At 57.4% G+C, this 11,504-nt stretch carries 14 protein-coding genes; 7 read left to right on the forward strand and 7 right to left on the reverse strand.

What is annotated here, in order from left to right; all coding sequences use genetic code 11:
• Positions 1-61: 61 nt before the first annotated feature.
• The 7 genes from M5G18_RS07455 (at position 62) to M5G18_RS07485 (ending at position 7,541) form a co-directional block, all read left to right on the forward strand.
• Positions 62-415 carry a hypothetical protein gene (locus M5G18_RS07455; protein WP_007959333.1) on the forward strand — a complete coding sequence of 118 codons (354 nt, stop codon included), beginning with the start codon at positions 62-64 and terminating at the stop codon, positions 413-415.
• Positions 416-695: 280 nt separating this feature from the next.
• Positions 696-1,655 carry an AAA family ATPase gene (locus M5G18_RS07460; RefSeq protein ID WP_007913915.1) on the forward strand — a complete coding sequence of 320 codons (960 nt, stop codon included), beginning with the start codon at positions 696-698 and terminating at the stop codon, positions 1,653-1,655.
• Between the two features lie 5 nt (positions 1,656-1,660).
• Positions 1,661-2,605 (forward strand): DUF58 domain-containing protein, encoded by a 945-nt coding sequence (locus tag M5G18_RS07465; protein ID WP_007959332.1) that lies wholly within the window; start codon positions 1,661-1,663, stop codon positions 2,603-2,605.
• Positions 2,602-3,099: a DUF4381 domain-containing protein gene (locus M5G18_RS07470; protein ID WP_273897367.1), complete on the forward strand. Its 498-nt coding sequence runs from the start codon at positions 2,602-2,604 to the stop codon at positions 3,097-3,099. The genes M5G18_RS07465 and M5G18_RS07470 overlap by 4 nt, the downstream gene beginning before the upstream one ends.
• The gene (locus tag M5G18_RS07475) at positions 3,092-4,171 is read left to right on the forward strand and encodes a vWA domain-containing protein (RefSeq protein WP_085603098.1); all 1,080 of its coding nucleotides are present in this window, start codon (positions 3,092-3,094) and stop codon (positions 4,169-4,171) included. Before M5G18_RS07470 ends, M5G18_RS07475 begins: the two co-directional genes overlap by 8 nt.
• A complete protein-coding gene (locus M5G18_RS07480) occupies positions 4,168-5,904 on the forward strand; it encodes a tetratricopeptide repeat protein (RefSeq protein ID WP_273897368.1) in 1,737 nt (578 codons plus the stop codon). Before M5G18_RS07475 ends, M5G18_RS07480 begins: the two co-directional genes overlap by 4 nt.
• Positions 5,901-7,541: a BatD family protein gene (locus tag M5G18_RS07485; protein WP_273897369.1), complete on the forward strand. Its 1,641-nt coding sequence runs from the start codon at positions 5,901-5,903 to the stop codon at positions 7,539-7,541. Before M5G18_RS07480 ends, M5G18_RS07485 begins: the two co-directional genes overlap by 4 nt.
• A 378-nt stretch (positions 7,542-7,919) precedes the next feature.
• Here M5G18_RS07485 and M5G18_RS07490 read toward each other — a convergent pair whose 3' ends face one another.
• The 7 genes from M5G18_RS07490 to M5G18_RS07520 all read right to left on the reverse strand — a co-directional run bounded on the left by M5G18_RS07490 (position 7,920) and on the right by M5G18_RS07520 (position 11,307).
• Positions 7,920-8,318 (reverse strand): hypothetical protein, encoded by a 399-nt coding sequence (locus tag M5G18_RS07490; RefSeq protein ID WP_273897370.1) that lies wholly within the window; start codon positions 8,316-8,318, stop codon positions 7,920-7,922.
• A 49-nt stretch (positions 8,319-8,367) separates the two neighbouring features.
• Positions 8,368-8,826, reverse strand: coding sequence for a hypothetical protein (locus M5G18_RS07495; RefSeq protein WP_273897371.1), 459 nt, complete (start codon positions 8,824-8,826; stop codon positions 8,368-8,370).
• A gap of 31 nt (positions 8,827-8,857) precedes the next feature.
• A complete protein-coding gene (locus tag M5G18_RS07500) occupies positions 8,858-9,250 on the reverse strand; it encodes a hypothetical protein (protein ID WP_273897372.1) in 393 nt (130 codons plus the stop codon).
• Between the two features lie 205 nt (positions 9,251-9,455).
• The gene (locus M5G18_RS07505) at positions 9,456-9,758 is read right to left on the reverse strand and encodes a hypothetical protein (protein WP_273897373.1); all 303 of its coding nucleotides are present in this window, start codon (positions 9,756-9,758) and stop codon (positions 9,456-9,458) included.
• 210 nt (positions 9,759-9,968) lie between these two features.
• Positions 9,969-10,331, reverse strand: a complete 363-nt coding sequence (gene cdiI / locus M5G18_RS07510; protein ID WP_273897374.1) for a ribonuclease toxin immunity protein CdiI — start codon at positions 10,329-10,331, stop codon at positions 9,969-9,971.
• 15 nt (positions 10,332-10,346) lie between these two features.
• The gene (locus tag M5G18_RS07515; RefSeq protein WP_273897375.1) at positions 10,347-10,622 is read right to left on the reverse strand and encodes a CdiA family toxin C-terminal domain-containing protein; all 276 of its coding nucleotides are present in this window, start codon (positions 10,620-10,622) and stop codon (positions 10,347-10,349) included.
• A 271-nt stretch (positions 10,623-10,893) separates the two neighbouring features.
• Entirely contained in the window at positions 10,894-11,307 is a 414-nt protein-coding gene (locus tag M5G18_RS07520) for a hypothetical protein (RefSeq protein ID WP_273897376.1), read from the reverse strand.
• Positions 11,308-11,504: the final 197 nt, after the last annotated feature.

Genomic DNA, 11,504 nt, shown 5'->3' on the forward strand with positions numbered 1-11,504 from the left:
CCGGGGGCTGGCAGAATCGCGCCAATTGCGACCAACAAGCCCGCCGAGGCAGGAATTCCCCATGCAAATGACCACCGCCCTTTTGATCGTCAACCCGTGCGACGACGAAGAAGACAACATGGCCATGCTCTGCTGCCACAGCGACAAGGGCGACATGTTCCTGATGAGCCGCTACCCGGACGAGGACGAGCTGGAGATCACGCTGGATGGCGAGCCGTCGACTCTTGATGGCGTGAAAGTCACCCTGACCAAGACCCTGTTGAAGATCGAAATCGCTGCAGCCGATGCCGATGCGTTGAACGGGGATGATGTGCTGGAAATCACCTTCAATCCGGACATGGTGGATCTGGCTGAAGTCGAGGAAACCCTGAAGAACATTCTTGATGGTACTGGCACCTTTATCAGCCAGATTTGATGGCGTCTGAACTGGCCTCATCGCTGGCAAGCCAGCTCCCACAGTGATCGCGTTCTGTCAGGAGAACATAGTTCATTGTGGGAGCGAGCCTGCTCGCGATGAGGCCCGGAAGCACACCGCACCTCCCCCGCCCTACAAAATTCCAACAATTCCCCCGGTCATTTCCCGCACTTTGCGCAAAATGCCGTTAGTCGCCACCCCCTGCGATGGATTAAAGTAACGCCCCCAGCCCCGGCGTTATCCGAACGCCTGTGGCCACCCTTTCCAGGAACAGTCATCGATGGAACATCGTGAAGCGCTGCTGGCGCTGCGAACCTTTCTTTCAACGCAGATTCTCGGCCAGGAAAAACTCATCGAGCGCTTGCTCATCGCCCTGCTCGCCGACGGCCACATGCTGGTCGAGGGCGCTCCGGGTCTGGCCAAGACCAAAGCGATCAAAGAGCTCGCCGAGGGCATCGAAGCCCAGTTCCATCGCATTCAGTTCACCCCGGACCTGCTGCCGGCCGACATCACCGGCACCGAGATCTATCGCCCGGAAACCGGCAGTTTCGTGTTCCAGCAAGGCCCGATCTTCCACAACCTGGTGCTGGCGGACGAAATCAACCGTGCCCCGGCCAAGGTGCAATCGGCGCTGCTCGAAGCCATGGCCGAGCGTCAGGTCAGTGTCGGGCGCAGCACTTACGAGCTGTCGCCGCTGTTTCTGGTGATGGCCACGCAGAACCCGATCGAGCAGGAAGGCACCTATCCGCTGCCCGAAGCCCAGCTCGACCGTTTCCTGATGCACGTAAAAATCGGTTTCCCCGACGCGGCTGTCGAACGCCGGATCCTGCAACAGGCCCGGGGCGAAGCTCTGAACGGCGAGACCAAACCCGAACGCCGGGTCAGCCAGCAGGCGATCTTCGCAGCCCGTAAGGAAATCCTCGGCTTGTACATGGCGGACGCCGTGGAGGAATACCTCGTGCAACTGGTCATGGCCACGCGCAACCCGGCCAAGTTCGACCCGGAAATGGCCGAGTGGATCGCCTACGGCGCCAGCCCACGCGGCTCGATCGCCCTCGACCGCTGCGCCCGCGCCCACGCCTGGCTGGCCGGTCGCGACTTCGTCAGCCCGGAGGACATCCAGGCCGTGCTGTTCGACGTGTTGCGTCACCGCATCATTCTGTCGTTCGAGGCCGAAGCCGCCGGCATCGACCAGGATCGGGTGGTGCAGCGGATTCTCGACGTCGTAGCCGTCGCTTGACCCCGATGAACGCCTCCCTGCCGTCCGAACCGGGCATCCGCATCAGCCTCGCCGAACTGATCGAGATGCGTCACCGCGTGCGCGAAGTGCAGCTGTTTTCCACGCCGAGCCAGCGCAGCCCGCTGATCGGCCTGCATCACTCCAAGTTTCGAGGGCGTGGTGTGGACTTCGATCAGGTGCGGGTCTACCAGGCCGGCGACGACGTGCGCACCATCGACTGGCGCGTCACCGCGCGGACGCAGGAACCGCACACCAAGCTGTTCCATGAAGAACGCGAACGGCCGATTTTCATCATGGTCGAGCAAAGCACACGGCTGTTCTTCGGTTCCGGGCTGATGTTCAAGTCGGTGCTCGCGGCGCAGGCGGCGGCGCTGATCGGCTGGGCCGCGCTGGGCCACAACGACCGGGTCGGCGGACTGGTGTTCGGCGACAACGAGCATTACGAAATCAAGCCGCGCCGCAGCAAGCAGAGCCTGCTGCAACTGCTCAACCGCTTGGTGAAGGTCAATCAGTCGCTGCACAGCGAACGGGAGCCAGATCGCGATGCGTTTGGCGTGGCGTTGCGCCGGGCCCGCGAAGTGCTGCGACCGGGCAGTCTGGTGATCGTGATCTGCGACGAGCGCGCACTGTCCGACAGCGCCGAGCAGCAATTGAGCCTCCTGTCGCGCCATTGCGATCTGCTGATGCTGCCGCTGTCCGATCCACTGGATCACGCCCTGCCCGCCGCCGGGTTGCTGAGATTCGCCGAACGCGGTGCGCAGCTGGAACTCGACACCCTCAATTTCGACCTGCGCCAGACCTATCGCGCCCAGGCCGAAGCGCGCATCGCCCGCTGGGAATTGCTCGCGCAGAAGCTGCGAGTGCTGCTGATGCCGCTGAGCACCCAGAGCGAAATGGTCGAGCAAATGCGCGAATTCCTTAACCCGCAGCGTCCGGGGAAAGGTCGATGAACGGCCTCGAACAACTGCAACCACTCATCTCCCCGCCACCGATTGCCTTCTGGCCGCCGGCGCCGGGCTGGTGGCTGCTGCTTTTGCTGCTGCCGTTGATTGGTTACGCGGTCTGGCGGCTGCGACGTTTCATTCCGATCAAGAAAAAACCGGTCGTGCGCGCCGAACTGCCACTCGACCCGGTGCGCATCGCCGCACTCGCCGAACTGGCGCAGATGCCCAAACCCTACGACGGCGCCCCGGCCGGGGCCTGGCTGCAGCAGCTCAACGGCCTGCTTAAGCGCCTGTGCCGCAACCATTACCCCTACAGCCAGAGCCACACCCTCAACGGCCGTAAATGGCTGGCGTTTCTCGACAACCGTTGCCCCGCCGCCGGCCTGACCCGCTGGATGGTGCTCGTCGAAGGCGCCTACAAACCCGAGTGCAAGCTCGACGACAAAGCCATCGCCGGCCTGACCCAGGCAGTCGACACCTGGATCCGCAAACATGTTTGAGTTCGCCTGGCCGTGGATCTTCCTGCTGTTGCCGCTGCCGTGGCTGATGCGCCTCGTGCTGCCGGTGGCCGACAGCGGCGAGCCGGCGCTGAAAGTGAGTTTCCTGGGAGACCTGGAAGGCCTCGCTCGCCGTCGCGCCCGGGCCAATCTGCCAGCGTGGCGCCAGCAGGCACCGTTCATGCTGTTGTGGTTGTTTCTGCTGATCGCCGCCGCCCGCCCGCAATGGCTCGGTGAACCGCTGCCGATTGCCGCCAGCGGTCGTGATTTGCTGGTGGCGGTGGACGTGTCCGGCTCGATGGATTTCCCGGACATGCAATGGAACGACGAAGACGTCAGTCGTCTGTCGCTGGTTCAGCATTTGCTCGGTGATTTTCTCGAGAGCCGCGATGGCGATCGCGTCGGCCTGATCCTGTTTGGCAGCCAGGCTTACCTGCAAGCACCCCTGACGTTTGACCGCCGCACCGTTCGGGTCTGGCTCGATGAAGCGCGGATCGGCATCGCCGGCAAGAACACCGCGATTGGCGACGCCATCGGTCTGGCTCTGAAGCGCCTGCGCATGCGTCCGGCCCAGAGCCGGGTGCTGATTCTGGTCACCGACGGCGCGAACAATGGCGGCGAAATCGACCCGCTGACCGCCGCAAAACTGGCCGCCAGTGAAGGCGTGAAAATCTACCCGATCGGCATCGGCGCCGATCCCGAAGAAAGCGGCGCCACGGCATTGCTCGGCGGCAACCCGACCCTCGATCTGGACGAACCGGCACTCAAGGCCATCGCCGAGGTCACCGGCGGTCAATACTTCCGCGCCCGCGACGGCCAGCAACTGCAAGCGATCAAGGACACTCTCGACCAGCTCGAACCGGTGACCCAGCAACCGACCCAGGCCCGCCCGGCGCAGGCGTTGTATCAGTGGCCGCTGGCGTTCGCGCTGCTGCTGAGCATTTTGCTGGTGGCCCGCGTGTTGTGGCCGGACAACCCGCTGCAACGGCTGTTCACCAAGGAGCTGTATCTGCAAAGCCCCCTGCCTGACTGGCGCGAGCGCCTCAAGCGCCTGCGTTTGCGGAGGCGCCGATGATCGCCCTCTGGCCGCACTGGTTCCGCCCCTGGTGGCTGTTGCTGCTACCGGTGCTCGGCTGGCTGATCTGGCAGCTCTGGCACCGGCAGAAACGCGCCGGTCGCTGGCAGATGATTCTGCCGCCGGCCTTCCACGCCACGCTGCTCAGTGGCGGCAGCGGTCGCGACAGCAAGTTGCCGTGGGTCGCCCTGAGCGTGGCTTGGCTGCTGACGATTCTGGCGTTGCTCGGGCCGAGCTGGGAACGGGTCGAACAAACCAGCCAGAAACCCGCCGACCCGTTGGTGGTGGTGCTGGAGCTGACCCCGGAAATGCTCGCCACCGATTCACCGCCGACCCGACTGGAACAGGCCCGGCGCAAGCTGTTCGACCTGCTGAAAGTGCGCAGCGACGCCCAGACCGCCATCGTCGTTTACGCCGGCAGCGCCCATACGTTGGTGCCGCTGTCGGATGACCTGGCGACCAGTCGCAACCTGCTCGACGCGCTCAAGCCTTCGCTGATGCCGGAAAGCGGCCATCGCGCCGATCTGGCGGTTGGCAAGGCGCTGGCACTGCTCAAGCAGGGAGCGCTGGGTCAGGGGCGAATTCTGCTGATTGGTTCTTCGCTGTCGGAAGAAGAACGCCAGGGCATTCGCCATGCACTCAGCGGCCAATCGGCGCAGTTGTTGATGCTCGGTGTCGGCACCGCCGAGGGCGCGCCGATTGCTCAGGAAGACGGCAGTTTCCTCAAGGATGCCCAGGGTGCGATCCGGGTGCCGCAACTTGACAGCCCGGGCCTTGGCGCATTCCTCAACGCGGTCGGCGGCGAATACCGCAGCGCACGGCTGGATGAATCCGATCTGGGTGACCTCGGCCTGCTCGATGGCCCGCGCAGTCTGCGCAACGATGGTCAGACCGTGCGCCTCGACACCTGGGCCGATCAGGGTTACTGGCTGCTGTTGCCACTGTTGTTGCTCGCTGCGTGCGCCGGGCGGCGTGGCTGGTTGTTCTGCCTGCCGCTGCTGCTGGCATTGCCGCAACCGAGCTATGCCTTCGAGTTCGAAGACCTGTGGCTGCGCCCCGATCAGCAAGGCCTGCATCTGCTCAAACAGAAGCGACCGGCCGAAGCGGCGAAGCATTTCGAAGATCCGCAATGGCAAGGGGTGGCGTTGTACGAGGCCGGCGACTACAGTGGCGCCGCTCAGCGTTTCGCCGAGGGCAATGACGCCCACGCCCACTACAATCGTGGCAATGCCCTGGCCAGAAGCGGCGAGCTGGAAGCGGCGCTGGATGCCTACGAACAGGCCCTGGAACGCCAGCCGGATCTGCGTCCGGCGCTGACCAACAAGGCGCTGGTGGAAAACCTGCTCAAACAGAAAAACGCCCCGCCGCCGGCCGAACCGCAAGACAAAACGGCGCAACCAAACATACCGGGCGATGAACCGCCGCCACAGACCGCACCGCCGCCAGCGGTCAAAAGCGAAACCCACAGCGAGCCGCAAACCGGCGAGTCCGCCAGCGAGCCGCCGCCGACCACCCCGCCGCTGCCGGGTGCCAACGAGCTGCCGGACAGCGAGCCGGGTGAGGAACAGAACACTGCGCCGCTGCTGCGCCCCAATGAGGACAACCTCGAAGGCGAGCAACAGCAGGCGCTGGAACAATGGCTGGGCAAGATCCCGGATGACCCGGGCGAACTGCTGCGACGCAAATTCTGGTACGAACAGCAACAACATCAGGATCAGGAAAACATTCGATGACCCGTTTCACCGCTCTCTTGCTGCCCCTGCTGATCTGCACGGCCACCGCCCAGGCGGCCGAGCTGACGGCCAGTGTGGATCGCAGTCGCCTGAACTCCGGCGAGACGGTCGAACTCACCCTCGAATCCAACGATGTCACGCAGTTCGGCAAACCGGACCTGAGCCGGCTGGAGCCGCTGTTCGAAGTGCGCGGCACGCGTCAGGTCAACCAGTTGAACACGCTCAACGGTGACAACCGCGCCACCACTCGCTGGATCATCACGTTGCTGCCCAAGCAGAACGGCAGCGTTGAAATCCCGCCGCTGAAACTGGGCGACGTCGAGAGCCAGCCGATCACCGTGCAGGTGATCGAGAGCGACACCCGCGAAGAGAGCAATGCCCGCGAACCGGTGTTCATCGAAGCCAGCCTCGACCAGACCAGCGTCTACGTGCAGGCCCAGGCCATCCTGACGTTGCGCATCTACCATTCGGTGTCGCTGTACGACGACAGCAGCCTGACGCCGTTGCAGATCGCCGACGCGCGCATCGAACAACTGGGCGACATGCGCACCTACGAAAAAGACATCAACGGTGTGCGCCATGGCGTGATCGAGATGCGCTATGCGATCTATCCGCAGCACAGCGGCTTGCTGAGCATCGCTCCGCAAACTTTCAGCCCCACACTGGTCGATACCCAGCCCGCGCAGGACGCCACGGCGCAGGGGCCGAAGCCGGGCAAACTGATGCGCGTCAGTTCCAGCGCCACGTCGCTGACGGTCAAACCGAAACCGATGACCTACCCCAGCGATGCGCCGTGGCTGCCGGCCCGCAGCCTGAACCTGAGCGAGAGCTGGAACCCGGAGCCGGAACACACCCAGGTCGGCGACTCCCTGACCCGCAGCCTGACCCTCAAGGTCGAAGGCCTGGCCAGCTCGCAACTGCCCGCCCTGCCCGCCACCGAAGCCAACGGCCTTCGCCGCTATCCGGATCAACCGGTGCTGAACAACCAGAGCAGCGACCGCGGCCTCATTGGCAGCCGCGAAGAACGCGAAGCACTGGTGCCGAGCCGCAGCGGCTCGATCGAGCTGCCAACGGTAGACGTGGTCTGGTGGAACACCTTCGAAGATCACCTGGAACACACCAGCCTGCCGGCGCGCACCCTGCAGGTGGCGAACAACCCGAGCCGGCAAGTCGACACCCCGGCGGGCAGCGCGCAACCGCTCAGCGCGGCCGACAGCGAAGCCTTGTGGTGGTGGAAGCTCAGCACGTTCGTTTTCGCCTGCACCACCCTGCTCGGCTTCGGCCTCTGGTGGCGTGCCCGCTGGCAACCGGCAATCCTGCGCGCCGCGCAAACCGGCCCGAGCCCGCGCACCCTGCTCGATGACATCAAACGCGCCAGCCAGGCCAACGACCCCCACGCCACCCGCCAGGCCCTCGACGCCTGGGCCCGCCAGCAGCCGGAAACCCTGGCGGACATGGCGGCGCGGTTTGTGCCGCTGTCGGATGCTCTCGACGGGCTCAACGGCGCGTTGTACAGCGAGACCGGGCAGCATTGGCAGGGTGAGGATTTGTGGCGGGCGATTCGAACGATTCCGACGGCGGAGCGGGTGCAGGATCCGGTCGGGGACAGTGGGTTGCCGCCGCTTTATCCGAAGTAGGATGATCCCCAGGCGTCGATCAGTCGGCACCTGTCAGGCTCGCACTTTCACCACCCATCCTTTTTTGTCACTCGAAGAGCACACCCTTTTTGCTCTGCCTTTACTACTCCAGCACCTATATTTTCTCCGAAATAATCTCCAACTCCTCCCACAGATGGGACAGACCAATACTGCTCATATAAGTCATGTAATCCACAAATCCGGGAAACTTTATTTCGTCGATCGAAAACCACGTCGCTTCGCACTCAGGGCAAATAAAAACAATCGACTTATTCGCTTTTATCATCGCCTTGATAACGTCATCCTGCTGACATCTTGGGCAAATCATATACACCTCTCCAAATATACAAAGGCATTATACAAAGGGGGCAGATTTATTTAATCAAATAAATCTGCCCCCTTTTTTGGAAACTTCTTATGCAAGTAAACCCTATAACTTGAAGGTGCTGCCTCGATGAGAGCGGCAACATTGTCTCCTCGGGCTGAGAAACAGTCGACTATAGACTCTACAAAGTAATAACGCTGCTCCACCCCTTCACCCAGGTAACGTTGAAAATCCTTAAAGAAAATCAAAACACTTTGGAATGAATTGGCTGACACCAATGCACTACCTAAAAGTTCATACGCTGAAATATAGTAGGCGTTTTCCACAACGCCCTGCGCGCCGCCCAGATCAGACAATGCCATCTCCAAGGATTCGGCCGAGAGCAGACCCGAAGAGTTCAGCAACTGCAAAAATTCTTCAAAAAGTTCATCAGGCAAACGTGTAGTCGGCATTCTCTCTCCCCGAAAAACCATTACTTTTTAACCCGGGCGAATCACGAGATCAAAGCGAGATCAACGTCACTTTCCACAAACGACCATCCTCCGAAAACTCCATCCGCAAGTCATGCGTAGGTTGCTCATATTTACACCACTGCTGAATCTGGCCAATCAACATATCAACCTTGGCTGGCCCACCTTTGTCGGCAGGACCTAACTCGCTCACGACATCTTGCACGACCCAAGTTTGAGCCACGCGATCAAGTACATCTGCGCTGTACGCTGAATATCCCTCGTGAGGCTGCACAAAAAAATGGATATGGTTTAACTTCCCCGAGCGGAACCCGAATTCCAAGCCAGACTTTACAAACTTATAGAATACTGTTTTCCCATCCGGATCATTATAGCTGTCTGGCGTTTCTGAAATTGTTGGCGACTCTTGAACCTTCTGCAAGAGATCCACAACAGCCGCCCCATGCTCATCCTGCCCAAGAGATTGAATACAGACAGACCAGAATTTCATAACTTAATAACTCCCTCTTTTACTTCCCCTTTTACTCACAATCAAGCCAATCATCCGAATTGACAGCTTGGTTTTTTTCGAGAAACTCATCATACCGAGTTTTACACTTCTCAATATTCTTATCTTCAAGATCTACACACAAGAACCCGCCCCCCCTTTCCTCAACAAACAAAGACGTTACCGCAACCACTGTCGGCAGAACGCTCTCCAATACGCCTGAAATTTTAGATCGATGAAAGATAAAACTTCTCCCACCGCCCAGAGGAAGAACGCTATCAGTTATGGAAAACATTATTTCCGGCTTGGAAATTTCGACTTTTTCACCTTGCTCATAATTCTCCGAATAATTTTCGGGCACGAGAAAAAGCCTAAAGTCGATAATAACCAACCACCCCTCCAGCTCAACAAAATCGCCAACTTTCATGACCACCTGCCCATGACAATAGAAAAAAAATGACAGATTTATTTAATAAAAACGCATAAAGGGGACAGTTCTATTTAATTAAATAAATCTGCCCCCCCTTTTTTGTGGCTGTGTCATTTCCCTTCTTGGCGAAATAGGCGCCATTCAAGAAAAAAAGGGGGCAAATTTAATAAAATCAATCTGCCCCCCTTTTTACAGCTTCTACTCAATAGTTAAACTTCGTCCGCACTTGTTCTCCTTCGCGATAAGACAGAACAAAAGACTTCCATAGCTCACCGCGCTTGATAGCATTTGCCCTTAATCGCTCCACCAGAAAATAGACCTTTGAATCATCAAAGTCAGCTTCAGCACTCCAGCTTTCTAAACCATTTTTCTCAACACAAAGCTCTGTCTCCATATGGCTTTCACCAACTTCGACATGATAGTGGAATGCGTCATATCCTTGAACGATACCAGCCTCAACGATCTCAAAAACCTCCTTGATAATTTCGAAGTCTTCAGCAATCAATTTATGATCTCCGGAATTTGTTTGGCTTCATTTTTAAACACCACGGTTCTAACCTTGTCATCAATTGTGTAGCTCAGCCTCAGCGAATCCGGTCGTATAGAACTCGGATCGCTACGCATAAACCTGACAGTTGTCACCCCTACCGTTTTGGAAAAAGAAAAGGGGACAGATTTATTTAATCAAATAAATCCGCCCCCTTTTTTCTTAAATTCAAAAAGAGATAACCCGTAAGAGTTCTTCTATTTTCGCCTTATCTTCAGGATGACGCTGAAGGTACTTCTCACAAGCTAGCCGAAGGTACTCAGTACAAACCGATTCGCTGACGACGATGGTGTCCTCATCACTCGGGGTATAGCCATAGGAAAACTCCACCCCTTCGAAGTGTTCTTCGTCGAGCGGGCTGCTTTCATCAGGAAAGTTACAGTATGCCCCATCCACACTGAACCCCCATCTTTTCACAATGTAGCCAACCGCCTCGATAAAACGGCCGTCACTATACATCCTGTCAAAATACCCTTTAACAATCCAATTAGGGTCTGACTGGTTATATGGCTGACCGAACAACTCTCTCATATGCACCTCACATTTTTAATTCGGGTGGACATTATTCACCGTACCTGTGACCTTATCTAAATACACCCTGAACGAGATGCCGCCGGCAAAAGAGATATATTGGCTCAGTCCTTTGGATTGCGCGTCCTTGAAACCAGCTGCTGCGGCCTGCTGCCCTAGATCAAGAATTTTCCGATCAGGAAAAATTTTCGGATCATAGACTGTCTTCGTGGGAACATTATCTTTAAATCCGCCAACAATTTTACCTGCCGCATCTTTTTTACAACAAAGGGGACAGATTTTTTTAATCAAATAAATCTGTCCCCTTTTGGTGAATCAAATAAATCTTCCCCCTTTTTTAGTCCCCTTTTTTGTCCCTCTACACCATCCTTTTCAACGCACAGCTCCGTTTCCATGTGGCTCTCACCAGCTTCTACATGATAATGAAACGAATAGTACTTCTGGACGATGCCGGTCTCGACCAACTGAAAAAATTTCTTTAATAATCTGCAAATCTTCAGTAACCACTCGACAAAACCCCTGAACTCAAAAACTATCCATTCTAGGTGTTTCTTGCCCTTCCTTATGGCAGGCTCAACAGTAAAATTTCGTCGAACCCTTTGGGCAGTTCAAGAAGAGACTTCCACCGCTCGAGAATTTTGCGCCACTCCTGCAATTCGAACCGGCTTTCCGGTTGCCCGGTCCAGTCGTCATTGATCAGAATATCGACTTGCACCCCGTCGGCGCTCATATTCAACAAAACATCATTCCCCCCATCACAAATGAATGCCTCGAGACCCTCTTCTATGGATGAGATAGCGGCCAACATGCGATCACAATCTTCCGGCATCTGTGCAATTGCACCGAGGGCGCTGCATACATAAAGATCATAACGCTGCGCTCCTTCTTGATTGGGTAAAACTTCCGCCACGTCATGAAAAACCTCACCTATAACGGGATAATACCCCGCCGACCTTCGGAAAAACTTCAGCTTCATCCACGCACTCGAAAGTTATGCCTCATATAGAACAAAGAGGACAATTTTGCTTAACAGCAAAAAAGACGACAAATTTATTAAATCCACTCAATCAAATAAATCCGCCCCAACCTTTGTCCTTTTTTGTCCACTCTTTTACATTTTCATATTCATTTCATATTAAGCAACGAATGAAAAATTTACGTTGCGTTGGCCCG

Source organism: Pseudomonas aphyarum (assembly GCF_028657055.1).
GTDB classification, from domain to species: domain Bacteria; phylum Pseudomonadota; class Gammaproteobacteria; order Pseudomonadales; family Pseudomonadaceae; genus Aquipseudomonas; species Aquipseudomonas aphyarum.